This window comes from Paenibacillus tuaregi, from assembly GCF_900086655.1.
GTDB classification, from domain to species: domain Bacteria; phylum Bacillota; class Bacilli; order Paenibacillales; family Paenibacillaceae; genus Fontibacillus; species Fontibacillus tuaregi.
In genome coordinates this window covers 4,392,687-4,410,683 of sequence record NZ_LT575476.1, presented here as the reverse complement: position 1 = coordinate 4,410,683, position 17,997 = coordinate 4,392,687, and the positions used below count along the sequence as shown (strand labels likewise).

Below are 17,997 nucleotides of genomic sequence, written 5' to 3'. Positions count from 1 at the left end.
CTCCAGCAGGGAGGCTTAGGAGGGCGGTGTAAATTCGCCCTCAGCCGAGGGAGGATCGGAAGACAATGGGCCTGGCTGAATAAGCCAGGCCCGAAAGAATACACAAAGAAGGAGTTGAGCACATGAGGATCATGACGATTTTGGGAACACGTCCTGAAATCATAAGGCTGAGTCTGATTATTCCGCTGCTCGACCGGTATGCGGATAAGCATGTACTGGTCCATACGGGTCAGAACTTCACTTACGGTCTAAGCGATATCTTCTTCACCCAGCTCGGTCTGCGTCCTCCTGATTATGTGCTGCAGGAACGGCAGGCTTCCCTTGGAGGCCAGCTCTCCGCCATGTTTCTTCAGGCGGAGGCGATCCTGGAGAAGGAGAAGCCCGATAAGGTGCTGCTGCTTGGAGACACCAACAGTGCGCTCTGCGCTATCCTGGCGGAACGCATGGGTATTCCGGTCGTGCATATGGAGGCGGGCAACCGGTGTTTTGATCTGGATGTTCCCGAGGAGAAGAACCGTAAGGTGATTGATGCGATCTCCTCTATCAACATGCCATATACTGAGCAGAGCAAGCGGCACCTTGTTCAGGAGGGTGTACCCAGCAACCGGATTGTGCTGACCGGAAATCCGATTTACGAAGTCATGAAGCATTACGAGGAGCAGATCCTCTCCAGCGATATATTGAAGAAACTGGATCTGGAGCCGGAGAGCTACTTCCTGGTGACGACACACCGGGCTGAAAATGTGGACCGGCCGGAGCATCTGCTGGAAATTATGAAGGGACTTAACCGGGTGGCCGAAGCTTACGGCCGGCGGCTGATCTGCAGCCTGCATCCCCGCACGAAATCCCGTATTGCCCAAGATTTCCCGCTGCAGATGAACCCGCTTGTAGAATTCCATGAGCCGTTCGGCTTCTTCGACTTTGTTCATCTGGAGCGCCATACGCTATGCGCATTGACGGACAGCGGGACCGTACAGGAGGAATGCTGCATCATGCATGTTCCGACGGTCACGCTGCGGAAGACAACTGAACGGCCGGAGACGGTGGACTGCGGAAGCAATATTATCTCGGGATTGGACGCGGAGCGTATTGAGGCATCTGTCCGGCTGATGACCGAGATGGACCGCAGTTGGGAATGCCCGGATGGCTACCTGGCGGATCATGTTTCGGAGAAGGTAGTTAAATTCTTGCTTGGAGGGAAACGCAATGTTCAATAATCAAGTGATATTGGTAACCGGGGGTACCGGATCCTGGGGGTATGAGCTGATCAGACAGCTGCTCCCGCAGCAGCCCAAAGAGATCATCATTTACTCCCGCAGCGAGTCCACCCAGGTTGCTATGAGCCGCGCATTCGAAGACGACCGCCTGACGTTCCGGATCGGAGATATTAGAGACAAGGAAGCGCTGACGGCCGCCTGCAAAAATGTGGATTACGTATTTCATTTGGCTGCGCTGAAGCATGTTCCAGTATGTGAGGATCAGCCTTATGAAGCACTCAAGACAAATGTAATCGGAACACAGAATGTGATTGACGCGGCGATTGATAACGAGGTCAAGAAAGTCATCTATATTTCCACAGATAAGGCGGCGAACCCGTCCAACTTCTACGGGATGACAAAGGCGATCGGGGAGAAGCTCATTGTATATGCGAACCTTCTTCCAACACGCACGAAGTTCGTCTGCGTCCGGGGCGGCAACGTTCTGGGGACGAACGGAAGTGTTGTTCATCTATTCATGAACCAGATTGAACAGAAAGGGCAGGTACGGATTACAGATTTTAACATGACCCGCTTCTTCCTCACTCTGCCGGATGCGATTAAGCTCCTCTTCAAAGCTTCGGTTGAGAGCATTGGCGGGGAGATCTTTGTCATGACGATGCCAACATGCCGGATTGTGGATCTCGCCGAGGTGCTGATTGAGGCTTCAGGCAGGGAGGATGTTGAAATTATAGAGACCGGAACCCGTCCTGGTGAGAAGATTCATGAAATTTTAATGAGTGATTTCGAAAGCAAGACTACGGTTGTCTATGATGAAGAATACCTGGTCATTCTGCCTACGCTGAATATCCCGAATCTCAAGGAATTCTATCAGCACGCCCCGCTTGTCTCCTTCTCCAGCTTCAGCTCCGAGAAGAATCTGATGACCAAAGAGGAGATTAAAGATATCCTCATTCGGGGAGGCTTCCTGTCATGAAACTGCTCATATTTGGCGGAAACGGGATGGCCGGCCACCTGCTGGTCCGCTACTTCAAAGAGCAGGGCGTTCATCAGGTATTCCATACAACCCGGGATCCACGCAACCCGGAGAGTCTGGTTGTTGATGTAAATGACCCTGCCACCCTCGAGAAGGCAGTGGAAATTGTGCATCCCGATGTCATAATTAATGCAGTGGGTGTGCTAAACCAGTCAGCAGAAGAGGATAAAATCGGGGCTTATCATGTTAACGGCTTTCTGCCGCACAGACTTCGCCGCGCTGCGGATGGCATAGGTGCCAGACTGATCCATATCAGCACGGATTGCGTGTTCCTTGGCACCCGGGGAAGATACCGGGAGGAGGATGTGCCCGATGGAACCTCCATGTATGCGATCACCAAGGCGCTCGGCGAGATCCGTGAGGCCGGTCACCTGACGATCCGGACTTCCATTATCGGGCCCGAAATCCGCTCCGGCGGGATTGGCCTTCTGGAGTGGTTTCTCAGCCAGGAAGGAGAGGTATCGGGTTATGAGCGTGTCTTCTGGAATGGGGTCACTACCCTGGAACTGGCCAAGGTGATTGACCAATCCTTAGATTCAGAGCTTTCCGGTCTTATCCATCTCGCCCATCCGGATATCGTCAGCAAATATGAACTGCTTCAGATGTTCAAGATGGCCTGGGGCAAATCGGACGTGACGGTTGTCCCTTATGATGAGCCGGTGCTTGACCGTACACTGGTATCCACACGCCCTGACGTTAAATTTAAGCTGCCCGCTTATCCGGTCATGCTGCGGGAGCTAGCAGAATGGATGAAACATTATGAGTCCAAATAGTGTGTTAATTACGGGCGCGGCCGGGTTCACCGGCCGTCATGCCTGCCGGTATTTTGCAGACCGGGGATACCGGGTCATTGCGGTGTCGCGGGGGCCTCAGACGGGGCAGGAGCCCGGAGTGGAATATGCCACCTGTGATCTGACCGACAAAGGTCAGATTCGCACCCTGATCGAACGGACTGTGCCGAAATATGTGCTTCATCTGGCTGGTAAGAATTCCGTGCCGGAGTCATGGGCCCAGCCGCTGTTGTACATGGAGAGCAACATTATAGGCACCATTTATCTTCTGGAGGCACTCCGCGAATTTGCCCATGGCAGCCGTGTGCTTGTCGCCAGCTCCCGGCTTAAGTTTGAGCTGCACGGTGAATTGATGCCAACACATCCCTATGCCCTGAGCAAGTCTGTGCAGGAGATAGCCTCTTTGGCATGGGGGAAGCTGTTTGGGCAGGACGTGCTTGCTGCTGAGCCGGGCAACTTGATTGGTCCCGGCCCGTCAACAGGTATATGTGCGCTGCTAGCCAGATATATTGCCCGGGGGGAGAGAGGGGAGAGTCAGGAGGTTTTCCGCTTATCCTCAGCCGAAGAGCAGAGAGATTTCCTGGATGTCCGTGACGCGGTTGCCGCATATGAACTGCTGCTTCTGAAAGGCAGGACGGGGAGCGTGACCCCCGTATGTTCCGGAGTGGAACGCAGGTTAGGGGATGTAGCCAAGGGTCTGATGGCTTTGACCCAGGGGGATATTCAGCTTGAGGTTGGAGATGCTCCGGCAAATGGGGGCGGCAGGGTTATTCAGCCTGAACACCTCCGTCAGCTGGGTTGGCAGCCGGCTTATACCTGGGAGCAGTCGCTTGCAGATATACTTGAATATTTTCGGGCAGAGAGGGGCTAAGCCGGTCATGAATCCTAAAGTAACGATTATCATCCCTTTCTATAACTGCCCTTATATTGCACAGGCCATTAAGAGTGCCGTTCAGCAAACCTATGACAACACCGAAATTATCGTAGTGGATGACGGATCGACGAAATATGCCAGTTTGATTAAGCCTTATGAAAAGAAGGTGTATTATCTCGGTAAGGCGAATGGCGGGACAGCGACAGCGCTAAATCACGGCATCCGGCATGCTTCAGGGGAGTATGTGGCCTGGCTCAGCTCTGACGATTTGTTTTACAAGAATAAAGTGAAGCATCAAGTTCAGTTCATGCAGCAGATTGGGGCTCCGATCTCCTATACGAATTTTAACTATATTAACAAAAGCGGCGTGGTGACTAGGCATGCGGCGGGTGGAGACCCTCTGAGCCCGGCTGCCTTGTGCCGCAGCTTTCTGGACAGCAACCCCGTTAACGGATGCACAGTTATGATCCGCCGGGATGTATTCGACCAGCTGGGGCTGTTCGATGAGGGCCTGCCGTATACCCATGATTACGAGTACTGGATGAGGGCGGTATTAAGGGGATACACCCTTTCTTATCTGAATGAGAACCTGACTGCCTACAGATGGCACTCGGCAATGGGTACGGTCCGGCACAGCTCTGTGATCGCAGGTGAGATAGAGGCCGTTCGGTCGCGTTATTCGGAACCGCTCAGAAACCTGGCCGCCCATATGCCTGCTTAGCCTTCAGGGATTCACCATTCCTTAGAGACGAACAAGGCGGGAGGGGAATGATTATGTATGAAGAGACTGAAGAACCGAGTTTTATACCCGCTCTCCGGGAACGGCTGAAGTTTGCCGACAGCGTACTGGATATCGGCTGTGGTATCGGGGTCCTGTGGGAGCAGTACGACAGCAAGATTATTATAGGTATGGATGTGCACCGCCCGTATTTGGAGCACCTCGTGCATCTTCCGAGACGGGCCATCCCCATCCATGCCGATGCCAGACGTGCCAGGGAGCTGTTTATCCCGCGCTCGCTTTCTGCTGTAACGCTGATTGACTCTCTGGAGCATTTCACTAAGGAGGAAGGGCTTCAGCTGCTCAATGACGCGGAGACGATCGCGAGAGATCAGGTTATCGTGTTCACGCCGCGGGGGTTCTTCCCCCAGCAGGGTGTGGATAATTACGGACTTAGCGGGGAGCAATATCAGACCCATTACAGCGGATGGGAGAGCGAGGAATTTCTGGAGCTTGGTTATAACGTTAAGGTGTTCAAAAACTTTCACCATGCAGAGAATCCTTCATTTGTCGAGGCCTTTGGCTCTGATCATCCGCCCGTAGATGCAATCTTCGCCTGGAAGCTTATTCACAGTGCCGGGTGAGCTGCAAATCAATGCCGGAAAGAAGTGGTGCATGACATGACTGATAAGCCTAAAGTGTCGATCGTCATCCCGTTTTACAACTGTGAGTATATAGATCAGGCCATTGCCAGCGCACTAGCCCAAACTTATGACAATATAGAGATTATCGTTGTGGATGATGGATCAACCGAGTACCAGCATCTGCTTGAGCCTTATAAAGATGCCATTCGTTATTACTATAAGCCTAACGGGGGTACGGCCAGCGCTTTAAATTATGGTATTACGAAAGCCACGGGGCAATACTTCGCCTGGTTGAGTGCGGATGACCGCTACGTGCCGGAGAAAATTGAACGGCAGCTGGCTTTCATGAACCGTGCAGGTTCCGTTGCGAGCCATACCGCCTATTATTATATTGATGCGGGAGGCGGACGGACAGGAGAGGTCCATGTCGAATTCGCGGGCAAAAGCCATTTCTATGAGACCCTGCTGAGCGGCTGTCCTATTAATGGCTGCAGTGTCATGGTTCATATGTACGTATTTGAGCGCATCGGCCTGTTTGATGAGAACCGGCGGTATACACATGATTATGATTTATGGCTGAGGCTGCTGCAGTTTTTTGAGTTTCATTATCTGAATGAGTGTCTTCTGGAGTACCGTGTGCATGGAACGATGGGCACGCTCAACCACTGGGATGAAATTCAGCAGGATATGCTGGTGATTCAGGCCAAGTACGGGGATATTCTGCGAACCTTGATTGCAAAGGAGAGGGGAATCTGATGAGATTCACGTTTCCGATTGTAACGCTGTGCCATGGCGGGGCCCAGCGGATGCTGGCTGAGATTACGAACGGATTAGTTGGTAAAGGCCACGAGGTCACCATTCTGATGCCCCGTCAGGGGATTGTGGAATACGAGGTCGACTCACGAATTATACAGACCCCTAATATGGATCTGTATGGGGATGATTTCCCGGATGGCGACGTTATTGTGTCCAATTTCTACACCACAGTAGCCCCTGCTGAAGCCGCCAGCAGACAGGGGAAAGGGGTTCATATGCGCCTGTCTCTTTGTTATGAGCCCGCTTTTCTCTATGATAACCACTTATCGTTTCCAACCTATCATGTGACCGACAAGCTGATGGTGCTCTCGGAATGGCAGCAGGACCTGATCCAGCTTCTGCATGGGATCAAAGGGCATGTTGTTCCGATCGGTGTCAGCCCTTATTTTCAGAACTTGAACATCCGTGAAGAGATTGCCGAGCCGCTGAATATATCGGCTATCCTGAGAAGGATTGAAAGTGAATTCTCTTGGCACCGGGAGCAGGATTATCTGATCTCCCAGCTTAATCTGGTTCAGGAAAGACATCCGGAAGTTATTGTGAATCTGATCTGTCCGCCCAAGGAATTTCACGAATCTCCTAATCTGCAGGGGCTGCGGGATACCGGAAGATACCGGATTCTTACTCCGGCAAATGATGTGGAGCTGCGCTATCATTATAATCACACTGATATTTTTGTCAGCTCGGGCACCTATGATGCCGGTTCACTGCCCGGGCTCGAAGCGATGCGCTGCGGGGCGGCGCTCGTCACTGTTTACTCAGGCGGAAATGTGAAGTATGGAGTTCATGAACGGAACTGCCTGATGTCTTACCGGTATGAGAATCGGCTGGCTTCAGATATAATCCGCTTAATTGAAGATCCGGTTCTCCGTCAGTCTTTGGCCGCAGAAGGAGAACGGGTGTCTTATAAATATACATGGGAACGAAGCGTCTCCGCTTTTGAGAAAGCAGTCTTTGAAATGTTATGGGGCTAAAAGCGGCAGCAGCCCATCGTTGAAGTCAGGAAAAAGGCTACCCGGGATGTCGGATAGCCTTTTCTCTATTGGATTGCCTGATTTAATGTTGCACCTTATAAGGATTACCCCTCGATCCAGCTCATAACTTTCGCATCTGGAATTAAGTAGCCTTCAGGCAGGTTCTCCGCAACTGTATTCAATATAAAATAATCGACCATCGTTCCAGAAGATCCTCCTGGGTATATAAACCAGGCATTGTACAGGTCGCTCGGCACCTTGAGTTCCATTTTCCCATCCCCCTTATATCAACTCTTGATAGACCTTCCATGTTCCTTGATACATCTGATCCAATGTCCGGTGTGCCGCCACCCATCGTTTGGCCTTAAGTCCGAGATGACGGCGTTCATGGCTGCTGTTCAGGAGACGGTTCAAACCGTCTGCCAAGGACTCTGGATTCTCTGGTGCAAAGAGCCGTCCTGTGACTCCTTCCTGAATCATTTCCGGCATTCCAGTCGCGTTTGCAGCAATGCAGGCCACACCGGCAAGCTGGGCCTCCGTAAGGGAGAAGGGCTGCGTATCCTGCAGGCTCGGCTGGACATAGATGTCGGCTTTCTTTAGTGCGGAGGGGATGTTGTCGATTCTCCCCAGGAATTCGACATTCTGGTTCAGACCGAGCTCCATGCTCCGATGCTGAAGCTGGGGCAGCAGGGTTCCGTCACCAATAATCCAGCATATCCAGTCCGAACGCGCCTGACGCAGCTGACCGAGTGCTTCAATTAGAATATGAACCCCTTTGACATATTCGAGCCTTCCGGTATACATGATTAACCGCTTACCCGGCGGCTTCGGCTTCGGGAATTCCACGGCGAATTGCGACAGAAATGCTTGCACATCAACTCCGTAAGGGACCTGGCGGATCTTGTGTTCCGGGATTCCCGATTCCATAATAATCCCCTTGATCCAGCCTGAGCTTACCAGAACAAGATCCGCCGCTTCTGCACCCAGATATTCCAGTGAGCTGTAGTGCTTTCCGTAGGTTCCGGAACGGAACTCAGCCCAAGTGAGATTCGGGTGAACCGAACGCGAATCGTAATAGCCTTCTCTGGCCAATGACCCGTGGAAGCTCACAATAAGCGGGATGTTACGCCGTAGAATTCTCCGGATGCAGAGAGCGGCAATCGGGTCTTGGGCATGGATGAGATCATACTGGTTGACGCCAAGAACAGCGGCCCCCATTTCGAAGGCATACCGGTCGCTTTCGATCGCCATGGCCTGCGGGCATGCTTGAAGCGCAGGGAGTGGAGCCCCTGCCAGGTTGCGCCGGATTAAGGGGAGGACGGTATCCTTGGCGAACCTGCGCTCTTGTCCCGCAACATAGACGGTATTTGTTGCAAGGTCCGTCCCCATCAAATCCACTTCATGCCCGTGTGTCCGAAGGCGCTCTGCGAGTTGATTCATATAGGTGCGGATGCCGCCCACACTTGTCAGCCACCAGTAGGTCACGAGCAGTATTTTCACAGTGAATCCTCCTCTCGCACTTGATGGGTATCATAGTATATGTTATGTACGGACTCTACCGAGGTACGGAAATATGTGTAAAAAGGGCACAATGCCTTTAAGCCCTTAATCCGCTAGGGTACAAACTGAGAGTCGCTCCCCTCATATACTGTCATAAAGGGGGAGGATTTGTGGCTTACTACACGTTAACGATCAACCGGTATTTTCTGCAGGCAGAAATTCACATGATGGATATTGTGATAGCCAACTCGGGAGGCCAGCCATACGAAGTTTATGTGGACGGGAGGGGCACGGACAGTGAACAATTCAAGTTTTTGTACCGCATCGGTCCTGCAAACTTGCCTGACGGAAGCATATGTATTCAGAATATCGGAATTTATCACGATCCTCTAATTCTTAGAATTATTACAAACCGTTTCATACCAGGTCATTGTGTTGTCCGTCTCTATTTGAAGAATGAGCAGGGCTTGGTCATCGGAGTGCTAAGTGAATTTCAACTACAAAAAGTAGCCGATTAAATCAAACAGGATACCTGAGAGGTACCCTGTTTTTCTTTGTTCCAAATTGAACCTTGGCTCTAATTCAAGACTATGTTAACTCACATCCAGGGCGTTCATCATCTGAATGAAGGAGCTAGCATAAGCCGATGGTGAAAAAGCTTCCTGGATCAGACGCACTCCCTGCTCACAGATTTGCTGACGCAGTGGAAAATTAAGCATAATGTCCATACTTTCTTGAACAGCTTGTTCAATATTCCCCTGGCTGTAGAATTTGCCGGTCTGATTATGTTTAATGAACGCTCTGACGCCATCTGAATCTGTGCTTACAACAGGGCAGCCGCAGGCGATGGCTTCCCCTACCGCATAACCAAAACCTTCAACAAGCGAGGTGGAGAGAAGGAAGCCGCCTGAATCGGCAATCATGGAATATTGGTATGGCATTTGAGAATGAGGCACATTGGAGATCGTTTGAAGCCGGCTGACCAGATTCAAGGTATTAACCCGATCTTTGAAATCCTGTCTCTCCTGAGGGGCTGCGAGTGTCTCGTCCGTCAGCATGCGGATTTGCAGACTGGGAATCAGTTGAGTTAGCTTGCTTGCAATATTAAGAAACTCCACCCAATTTTTATTCTTCTCCAGCCTGCCTACCCAACCCAGGATTGGATTCAACGATAGTTCAGCTTCCCGATGCCGGAAAATTTGAGTATCAACCATATTCATAAAGATGAACTGACGGAGCCAGGGGCAAAAGTGGTTGAATAATTCGATCAGGTGGGATGTGGGAGGAAGGAGGACGGCCTGACAGTAAGATCTGAGATAAGTGACGGAATCCTGAACCAAAGTATGCGCTTGTTCCATAGTTCCAAAACCTTGAGCTTCAAAAATGACAGGGCCCTGAAACTGCAGGCGCCGAAGCCTTTCCGTCATTAAGTAATCGGATGTGACAATGGCAGCGTCAAACTGGTTGGCTGCGAGGATTTGGGAAATATCCTCATCATAATTGGTGACGTAAGTCGGGGTATCCGTAATATTTTGCAGCCCCGAGCCCGGGCTTGTATAGAGTATGTGCCCTTCAACACCATGTTTACGCAGGGTCTCGCAGCGCAGCCTATTTAAGGTTTCTACTCCGCCGCTCGGGACATAAAATGTGAACAAAATTTTCAAGGTGGTCTCACCTTCCACGAGAGGTAGTTGGGTTTGGTGTGGCTGACTGAACTTGGCAACGAACTTGCACTAGAACATGCCATTCACCATCTTAGAATATGGTATGAAAGCCTATGATTGATGGTGTGGGTGTACATAACGCTTAAGCGGGCCGTCTGCCTGCTAAATCTTAACTGAATACAGGGAATCAGCAGGGCGCATTCTAATTCGTGTTAGTCATTTATTTATTATTACGATGATGGGGGATGAATTCATGCGTGGAGCAAAGGTCGTCAGCTTAACGTTATCTGCTGCCCTGCTTGCAAGTATGGTTGGAATAACGGGGTGCGGCAAGAATAACACCAACAATTTCCGTACCCAAAATGCCAATAACGGGAACAGATATGATCTAAACGCAAGACAGAACACCCGGGTCATGGGGCTGAAATACAGCCCGCAGCTGAGTAATAAAGTTAGCCATCTCAGCCAGATTAGAACCGCACAGGTTCTAGTGACTGACCGTGATGCCTACGTGGCCGTTACCCTGCATGGACCTCATGGCACTTCAGGTACTGGCTACCGTGCGAAGAGTGTTGCTCCAGGAGCGGCAGGAACCCGTACGGGTGGTGACGGTCTTGGACATGGGATTGGTAGATCCGGTGTGGCCGGAAGCCTAATGGATGCGGCGCGTGGTGGCACTTACGGAACGAATGGAACCGGTGGGACACGCACGTACGGCACCTACGGTGCTGACGGCAGAGGAGCGGGAACTAACCTTGGCACCGGCTACTATGGCGGTATGAACGGCGGGATCTCAGGGAACTCGTATTACTCTTATGGAGGCGGTACGGGAACAAGATCTTCAGCAGGTACTGGCTACGGTCACGGGACAGGTATTGGAAATTACGGTACAGCTGGAACAGGGATGAACGGGAATATTATGAGCAGCACTGGAACAGGCGCTGCAAACGGCACAGGCAACGGAACGGGAATGAGCACAACCCATCCAGGATATACCGGTGCTCATAACTACAGCACCAACAGCCTGCGGGGCACAGATGGAAGCTTTGGATTGTCCGGCGGATATGGAAGCTACGGTACTTATGGTCCCTATACTCCATATGGAACAGGCATGAATGGTTACGGGACGTATGGAACTAACAGCACAAATGCCACAAATGGCTACGGAACTTATGGAACTGCCGGGAGCTATGGAACGAATGGTACCGGAGCCTTGGACAATATCCCTCAATCTCTGAAGGATCAGATTACCGCTAAGGTGAAGGCTTCCGCTCCGCACATCCAAAATGTGCACATTTCCGGTCATCCGGAATTCGTGTCCCGTGTAAGCAGTTATGCCACTCAATCCAAGGGAGGAAAGCTTCTTACCGGAGTGGAGAGTGAGTTCAGCTCGCTGATTCAGCGTATCTTCCCGGCACGTACCGGAACCATGACCGGGCCGAGCGGATATACTCCAACACCGCGAAATACCAACGGAACTGGAACCGGAACGATGAACCGGACTAACACAAGTAATGGTTATTCCGGTGGGGTTACCCGCTAGGCTCATAGCATTTCTCAAAACTCCCATAAATATTACAAAAGGGACTGAAGCACCGGGATCAAATGATCCTTCTGGCTTCAGTCCCTCTATATTAATAAGCTTAGATGTTTAGACGGCCTTTAATCCAAACCTTCTGCAGCTCCAGGTTATCCTGCTCAACGAGCAGCAGATCCGCTTGCTTGCCGGTCTCAATTGTACCTGTGCGGTGCTCAATCCGAAGCAGCTTGGCAGGATTGCCGCTGGCCATTGCCGAAACATACTCGATGCTTAGCCCGACCTGCTGTACCAGATAGCGGAAGCCGCGAATCATGGTAAGTGTACTGCCCGCCAGGGTTCCTTCACTTTCCTTAAGTGTACATACATTATCTTTAACCACCACAGGAAGATCTCCCAGCATATACTCCCCATTACCGAGACCGGCTGCCGACATGGCGTCGGTAATAAGGATGAAATTCTCATCCTGCTTGAGCTGGGCAATAATTGAGATTGCCGCAGGGTGCACGTGAATGCCGTCGGCAATAATTTCTGCGCTCATTTTTGGCGAGCTAAGAATTGCTCCGGCTGTCCCCGGTTTACGATGATGAAGCGGAGTCATGGCATTGAACATATGCACAGAGTGGTGCAGGCCCACTTCTACGGCTGACATGATCTCGTCATAGGTCGCATCCGTATGGCCTGCCGCCGCTACAATGCCTTTGCTGCGCAGGTAGCGGATCAGATCATGGGAGCCCTCGCGCTCCGGTGCGAAGGTAACCTGCTTGATCAGTCCTGGATACTGATTCTCCCAAGCTTCGATCCAGTCCTTGTTCGGAGGCACAATATGCTCGGGATTCTGCGCGCCAGGCCATTTTGGACTGATGAACGGTCCTTCCAGATGAACACCTTCAAGCTGAGCGTAAGGCATGTCCTTGGAGATGTAAGTGTTCACCTCTGCGAGGACTCGGTCAAGAACAGCCTTTGGTGTGGTCATGGTTGTAGCCAGCATCGCGGTGGTTCCCTGGGTGGAGTGGAACTTCGTGATGGTATCCAATGACTCCTGGGTCGCATCGGTGAAGTCTTCTTTCATCCCGCCATGCACATGGACGTCAATAAAGCCAGGGAGAACGTAAGCGCCTTTGGCGTCGATCATTTCACCAGCAGCAGATGTCCCTGAGGGCATCCCCGTGGTTGAACCGACATAGGTAATAACTCCGTCAATAACGGTTACCGCACCGTCTTGGATGATTCCTCTTGGCGTTACGACTTGACCATGAATAAGTTGAAAGGTTCTGCTCATTTCAGCATGCCTCCCGCTGCTTGGTCAACAACAATAACAACATTCGGATGGGTCTGCAGCAGAGAAGCAGGACACTGGGTTGTCAGCGGGCCAGTTAGTGCCCGGGCAAGAATCTCGGCTTTGCTCTCTCCCTTGGCCATGAGAAGGATTTGTTTGGATTTCAAAATGGAGGCAATCCCCATAGTCATCGCATGGGTAGGGACTTCGTCAATAGAGTTGAAGAAGCGGGCATTAGCCTGGCGTGTATCTTCTTTCAGTGCAACCACATGTGTGGTGGCGTGCAGCTCGTCAGCCGGTTCGTTGAAACCGATATGACCGTTATGGCCGATCCCAAGAATTTGCAGATCAATGCGCCCGGCTGCGTCCAGCATACGGGTGTATTCCTGTGCAGCCTGTTCCGGATTGGAGGCAGTACCGTCTGGAACATAAGTATTGCGAAGATCAATATCCACATGGTTAAACAGCTTCTCATTCATAAAGCGGCGATAGCTCTCCGGATGGTCTGAAGCCAGGCCGATGTACTCGTCCAGGTTATAGCTTGTCGCCTGAGCGAAGCTGACCAAGCCTTTTTTGTAGAGTTCAATCAGGTGGGCATATACGCCTACTGGTGTGCTCCCGGTTGCTAGGCCAAGGATTGCGCGCGGATTGGTTTGAAGGAGTCCGGCGATAATACCTGCTCCAACCTCATTGAATTGTTCCTCATTGGATACTTTGATAATGTTCAGCATAGACATAAATCCCCCTTAAATTAATTGGTGCGGTATTTCCGTACATTCTGATAGGAGCTTTCCAGCCTCGGAATGTAATCCTCGAATTCTCTGCTCACCATACCCATGAAGAGAATATCGACAATATGAAGCTGGGCAATCCGTGAAGCCATGTCGCCCCGCCGCATCCCTTTCTCAAGTGAGGATGAGAACAGCGATATATCTGCCAGGGAAGCCAGCGTGCTGCTGCCATACTGGGTGAGCGATATGGTAAATGCCCCGCTGTCTTTGGCGCAGCGCAGCGCGCTGATGGTCTCGGAGGTTTCTCCCGAGTAGGACAGGGCCAGAGCCACATCCCCGGGGCCTAAGCTTGAAGCGGATGTGATCTGCATATGAGAATCTGCAAATGCTGTGCTGTTCTTTCCGATACGGACCAGCTTCTGATAGAAGTCTTGGGCCACAATAGATGAAGTAGCCGCCCCGTACAGATCGATTCGGCCCGCGCTGCAGAGGGCTGCGACCGCACGTTCGATCAGCTCCATATCGAGCAGCCGGGTTGTGTCTGTAATGGAAGCAATATGATTAGCCTCAATTGCCTGGACCACTTTGTGAAGCGCATTGCCTGCAATGACATCCTGATAGGCGTTATCGGCATGCTTTAGTGCCAGCTCACCCGCCAGCTTCATTTTAAAATCAGGGAAACCCTTGAAATGAAACGATTTACAGAATCGTGTGATGGTTGAAGGGCTGATGCTGCACATCCGGGCCAGCTCCGTGATACCCAGGTGAATTACAGAAGAGGGAGATTCCAGAATCTTCTCACCAAGACGTCTTTCCTGAGGGGGCAGTGTATTTAAATTCTGTTTCAAAGCATGAAGGATGGGAGATTGGATAAGCCTCACCTACCGAAAATTATTTTGATTATTACAAAGAAAATGATGAAAATTATTTCGATATGATGATATACCATTTTCACCTTAAATTCAAGGAAATCCAGCATAAGTATTGACATAATCCAGGGATGGTAGTATATTTTCATGAGTTAAATAATAAACTGTTTAAATACTTAGCGAGAATCTGATTAAGTGAGGTGAAATCCCCTGGATTACGATCGGTATATCGATAGAATTGAGGCGGCCTGGAAGAACACCATTCGTAAAATGGAGTCTGAGATTATGGTGCACCGGGAGCTAGGATTGACAGGGCCCCAGTTTCATATGCTCGGCTTGATTTCCAAGGAGAAATCCTGCAATATCTCTTACCTGGCTGAGAAGCTGGAGGTGAAACCTAGTGCCATTACGGTCATGATCGACCGCCTGGTGCAGAGCGGATATGTAGAGCGCCGGCATGACGAGCATGACCGGAGAGCGGTGCTTGTCTCGGTGACACCGGAGGGCGGAGAGGTGCTTAAGGAAGCGAAGAAGAAGTCGCGTGAAATTATCAAATATTATTTCTCGCATTTGGACGCTCATGAACTCGATACCCTTGCCGGAATCTTTGAGAAATTTGCGGTTATCGAAAAGCCGGCCAAGCCGGAAACAACAACTTAGGGAAGTCTGATTTATTGAGGAGGAAACTACTGTGAGTGAACATTTAGCTCATGCACCGGATCAAGATGCGGGAAAGAGAAAGCTTCTGATTACCGGGTTAATTATTGCCATGCTGTTCGCAGCATTGGATGGAACTATAGTGGGAACGGCGATGCCGACCATTGTGAAGGATCTGGGCGGCTTGTCCCTGATTACCTGGTTAACCACCGCATATCTGCTTACCTCGACCACGGTCGTTCCGCTGGCAGGTAAGCTTGCGGATTTGTTTGGCCGTCGTGTGGTATACATGACCGGACTTATTATCTTCATGGCTGGGTCCGCGCTTTGCGGAATGTCTGGGAATATGACACAATTGATTATTTTCCGTGCGATACAGGGTCTTGGCGGCGGTATTATGATGCCGATGGCCATGATCATTATCGGGGATTTATTTACAGGTAAAGAGCGTGCCAAGTGGCAGGGGATCTTCGGAGCCTTGTATGGTCTGTCATCTGTGCTGGGGCCGCAGATTGGCGGTTGGATTGTCGATGCCTGGAACTGGACTTGGGTGTTCTATATCAATCTGCCCGTCGGCATACTGGCAGTCATCTTTATCGCCAAGGGTCTGCCGAAGCATATCAATAAAGGACCTGTCAAAATCGATATCCCGGGTACACTTACCATGGTCATCGGTGTGGTTGCCCTTCTGCTTGCATTAAGTTTCGGTGGAGAGAAGTATGAATGGGGCTCCTGGCAGATTATTACGATGTTTGTGGTGGCCTTGGTCTCACTTACCGCTTTTGTTATCATCGAATCCAGAACAGAGGACCCGATTCTGCCGGTGTCCCTCTTCAAGAATGGCACCTTTACCATGCTGAATGGAATCGGCTTCTTCATGTCCATCGGGATGTTCGGTGCGATTATGTTCGTACCACTCTTCATGCAGTGGGTGGTAGGGGTCAGTGCAACCCAGTCAGGAACGATTATGACTCCGATGATGATCGCCATGATTCTGACCAGTGTATTTGGCGGCCGGCTTGTATACACGCTTGGCGTGAAGCTGCAGATTATCCTGGGCATGCTGATCATGTCCGCCGGCTTCTATCTGCTGACCACGCTGTCCATCGATACCAGCCAGCTGTTAGCGACCTCCTATATGGTGGTCATTGGTCTTGGCATGGGGCTTGTGATGCCGATCCTGACTTTGGCGCTTCAGGAGAGCTTCCCGAAATCCCAGCTCGGCGTTGTAACGTCCTCGTCCCAGTTCTTCCGTTCCATCGGGGGGACGTTCGGTATGACGCTGCTTGGAGCCATTATGAATAACAGATCAGGCAGCATTCTGTCCAAGGATTTGACGCCGCTGCTCAATCAGCTGCCGGAACAGGCGAAGCCGCTGGCGGATAAATTCAATGAGATGATCCAGCACAATCCGCAACAGATCTATTCCGCGGTGCAGTCGCCGGAAATGCAGAAGGCCATCCCTGCCCAGCTGATGGAAACGGTAAACCCTATATTGAAGAATGCGCTCGTTGAATCGCTGCACAGCGTATTCCTTTATGGTTTGTTCTTCGTACTGGCGGGCGTAGTTGTTGCTGTGTTTATGAAAAAGATCAAATTGACGGATGCAGGCAAAAAGAAACCCGGCGGCGAGGCCGGTGCCGAAGCCGCTTTAGAGCAATAGGATCTGTCCTGGACGGTCCGTTTCCCCCTGTGGAAATGGGCCGTTTGCTGTATCTGAATAGAGAATGCCCATTTTTCCTTATGTATCGCACCTTTGCCCTATCCCGTTCATAAGATGTGTTGACTGTATCCCTTACTTGTTAAACCATCAAACCCGAGCAAGGAGGGGTGACACATTTTGAAGGGCAGCGATCGCAACAGCAAATTTTTACTAACTCATCGTGAGCGGGAGGTTTTTGAACTGCTCGTGCAGGATAAAACGACGCGTGATATTGCCGGACAGCTGTTTATCAGTGAGAAAACGGTTCGAAACCATATCTCTAATGTCATGCAGAAACTCAACGTCAAAGGTCGTGCACAGGCAGTTGTCGAGCTAATTAAGCTTGGGGAATTAAAAATTTGAGGGCACTTACCCGGGCCCGAGCATGAACCTTCCCGATTCAGCCGCAAGGCTCGGGAAGGTTTTTTGTTGTGAAGTGCGTGGAGGTTGGCTGCACTTCCGAGAGGGAATATCCGGGAAAGCATGAATTCTTGAAGAAAAAGAGGTATGATACATAAGAGGCCTTAAAAGAGATTAGGTTCTTCCAACAGATGCACACTTGCCTTTTCTACTGCGACCATAAGTTCATCAGGCTCGGGCTAGTACCAGAATGGTTTGAAAGAAAAGGGGGAAGCACAGATGAAAGTGAATTTGAACTTTACCAATAAAGGTAAAGCTGCAATTGAGAATTTCAACAACGAGGAGCTGCTTGAGATATTTGCGAGGTATTCCCGCACCTTGATGAAGAAATACGACATCCAGGTTACGGTTCCGGCAGAGGCGAACAGCGATATTGCCGCGAATGGGTATATCACGCTGATTGCGGATCAGGTGAAATGTGAAATACCCGCATTTTTTAATGAATTGGGAAGAGACATCAAGGTTCCTTTGAAGAAAAGACTTGGTACGAAAGTGGATAACGTGTTCAAGACCGAAGTGATTGAATGACCGAATTCCATGTTGTTAAAAAAAAAGCCTTACCCGGCAT

20 protein-coding genes are annotated in these 17,997 nt (G+C 50.7%); 14 read left to right on the top strand and 6 right to left on the bottom strand.

Annotated features, from left to right (window positions below; translation table 11 throughout):
- Positions 1–122: 122 nt before the first annotated feature.
- The 8 genes from wecB to BN6628_RS19665 are packed head-to-tail and all read left to right on the top strand — an operon-like array spanning position 123 to position 7,070.
- Complete coding sequence (gene wecB, locus BN6628_RS19700; RefSeq protein WP_068620039.1) at positions 123–1,217, top strand: non-hydrolyzing UDP-N-acetylglucosamine 2-epimerase; 1,095 nt, start codon at positions 123–125, stop codon at positions 1,215–1,217.
- A complete protein-coding gene (locus BN6628_RS19695; protein WP_068620038.1) occupies positions 1,207–2,193 on the top strand; it encodes a polysaccharide biosynthesis protein in 987 nt (328 codons plus the stop codon). Before wecB ends, BN6628_RS19695 begins: the two co-directional genes overlap by 11 nt.
- Positions 2,190–3,026, top strand: a complete 837-nt coding sequence (locus tag BN6628_RS19690) for a dTDP-4-dehydrorhamnose reductase family protein (protein WP_068620037.1) — start codon at positions 2,190–2,192, stop codon at positions 3,024–3,026. Before BN6628_RS19695 ends, BN6628_RS19690 begins: the two co-directional genes overlap by 4 nt.
- Positions 3,013–3,915 (top strand): NAD-dependent epimerase/dehydratase family protein, encoded by a 903-nt coding sequence (locus BN6628_RS19685; RefSeq protein WP_068620036.1) that lies wholly within the window; start codon positions 3,013–3,015, stop codon positions 3,913–3,915. Before BN6628_RS19690 ends, BN6628_RS19685 begins: the two co-directional genes overlap by 14 nt.
- Before the next feature lie 7 nt (positions 3,916–3,922).
- Positions 3,923–4,639, top strand: coding sequence for a glycosyltransferase (locus BN6628_RS19680; protein WP_068620035.1), 717 nt, complete (start codon positions 3,923–3,925; stop codon positions 4,637–4,639).
- A gap of 53 nt (positions 4,640–4,692) precedes the next feature.
- Positions 4,693–5,280, top strand: a complete 588-nt coding sequence (locus BN6628_RS19675; protein ID WP_068620034.1) for a class I SAM-dependent methyltransferase — start codon at positions 4,693–4,695, stop codon at positions 5,278–5,280.
- Between the two features lie 36 nt (positions 5,281–5,316).
- Entirely contained in the window at positions 5,317–6,036 is a 720-nt protein-coding gene (locus tag BN6628_RS19670) for a glycosyltransferase (RefSeq protein ID WP_068620033.1), read from the top strand.
- Positions 6,036–7,070 (top strand): glycosyltransferase family 4 protein, encoded by a 1,035-nt coding sequence (locus tag BN6628_RS19665; protein ID WP_068620032.1) that lies wholly within the window; start codon positions 6,036–6,038, stop codon positions 7,068–7,070. Before BN6628_RS19670 ends, BN6628_RS19665 begins: the two co-directional genes overlap by 1 nt.
- Before the next feature lie 104 nt (positions 7,071–7,174).
- On the opposite strand, the gene BN6628_RS26190 is transcribed toward BN6628_RS19665, so the two are convergent.
- Both BN6628_RS26190 and BN6628_RS19660 read right to left on the bottom strand, forming a co-directional pair.
- Positions 7,175–7,339 carry a hypothetical protein gene (locus tag BN6628_RS26190; RefSeq protein ID WP_157692489.1) on the bottom strand — a complete coding sequence of 55 codons (165 nt, stop codon included), beginning with the start codon at positions 7,337–7,339 and terminating at the stop codon, positions 7,175–7,177.
- Positions 7,340–7,352: 13 nt separating this feature from the next.
- Positions 7,353–8,570, bottom strand: a complete 1,218-nt coding sequence (locus BN6628_RS19660) for a glycosyltransferase family 4 protein (protein WP_068620031.1) — start codon at positions 8,568–8,570, stop codon at positions 7,353–7,355.
- 170 nt (positions 8,571–8,740) lie between these two features.
- Here BN6628_RS19660 and BN6628_RS19655 point away from each other — a divergent pair, with 170 nt between their 5' ends.
- Positions 8,741–9,088 (top strand): hypothetical protein, encoded by a 348-nt coding sequence (locus BN6628_RS19655; RefSeq protein WP_068620030.1) that lies wholly within the window; start codon positions 8,741–8,743, stop codon positions 9,086–9,088.
- A 75-nt stretch (positions 9,089–9,163) separates the two neighbouring features.
- Here BN6628_RS19655 and BN6628_RS19650 read toward each other — a convergent pair whose 3' ends face one another.
- The gene (locus BN6628_RS19650; protein ID WP_068620029.1) at positions 9,164–10,234 is read right to left on the bottom strand and encodes a glycosyltransferase family 4 protein; all 1,071 of its coding nucleotides are present in this window, start codon (positions 10,232–10,234) and stop codon (positions 9,164–9,166) included.
- Positions 10,235–10,487: 253 nt separating this feature from the next.
- On the opposite strand from BN6628_RS19650, the gene BN6628_RS19645 reads away from it, so the two are divergent.
- On the top strand, positions 10,488–11,777 hold the full coding sequence (locus tag BN6628_RS19645; RefSeq protein ID WP_068620028.1) for a YhcN/YlaJ family sporulation lipoprotein: 1,290 nt from the start codon (positions 10,488–10,490) through the stop codon (positions 11,775–11,777).
- 100 nt (positions 11,778–11,877) lie between these two features.
- Here BN6628_RS19645 and nagA read toward each other — a convergent pair whose 3' ends face one another.
- From nagA to BN6628_RS19630, 3 genes are read right to left on the bottom strand one after another with little or no spacing between them, the layout of a single operon-like run.
- A complete protein-coding gene (gene nagA / locus BN6628_RS19640) occupies positions 11,878–13,053 on the bottom strand; it encodes an N-acetylglucosamine-6-phosphate deacetylase (protein WP_068620027.1) in 1,176 nt (391 codons plus the stop codon).
- On the bottom strand, positions 13,050–13,781 hold the full coding sequence (gene nagB / locus BN6628_RS19635) for a glucosamine-6-phosphate deaminase (RefSeq protein WP_089153568.1): 732 nt from the start codon (positions 13,779–13,781) through the stop codon (positions 13,050–13,052). The genes nagA and nagB overlap by 4 nt, the downstream gene beginning before the upstream one ends.
- Before the next feature lie 20 nt (positions 13,782–13,801).
- Positions 13,802–14,653, bottom strand: coding sequence for a MurR/RpiR family transcriptional regulator (locus BN6628_RS19630; RefSeq protein WP_068622475.1), 852 nt, complete (start codon positions 14,651–14,653; stop codon positions 13,802–13,804).
- Between the two features lie 282 nt (positions 14,654–14,935).
- On the opposite strand from BN6628_RS19630, the gene BN6628_RS19625 reads away from it, so the two are divergent.
- The 4 genes from BN6628_RS19625 to BN6628_RS19610 all read left to right on the top strand — a co-directional run bounded on the left by BN6628_RS19625 (position 14,936) and on the right by BN6628_RS19610 (position 17,957).
- Positions 14,936–15,310 carry a MarR family winged helix-turn-helix transcriptional regulator gene (locus BN6628_RS19625; protein ID WP_235847672.1) on the top strand — a complete coding sequence of 125 codons (375 nt, stop codon included), beginning with the start codon at positions 14,936–14,938 and terminating at the stop codon, positions 15,308–15,310.
- Positions 15,311–15,341: 31 nt separating this feature from the next.
- The gene (locus BN6628_RS19620; RefSeq protein ID WP_262363159.1) at positions 15,342–16,970 is read left to right on the top strand and encodes an MDR family MFS transporter; all 1,629 of its coding nucleotides are present in this window, start codon (positions 15,342–15,344) and stop codon (positions 16,968–16,970) included.
- A 177-nt stretch (positions 16,971–17,147) separates the two neighbouring features.
- Positions 17,148–17,372: a helix-turn-helix domain-containing protein gene (locus BN6628_RS19615; protein ID WP_068620025.1), complete on the top strand. Its 225-nt coding sequence runs from the start codon at positions 17,148–17,150 to the stop codon at positions 17,370–17,372.
- Positions 17,373–17,648: 276 nt separating this feature from the next.
- Positions 17,649–17,957, top strand: coding sequence for a hypothetical protein (locus BN6628_RS19610; RefSeq protein WP_068620024.1), 309 nt, complete (start codon positions 17,649–17,651; stop codon positions 17,955–17,957).
- Positions 17,958–17,997: the final 40 nt, after the last annotated feature.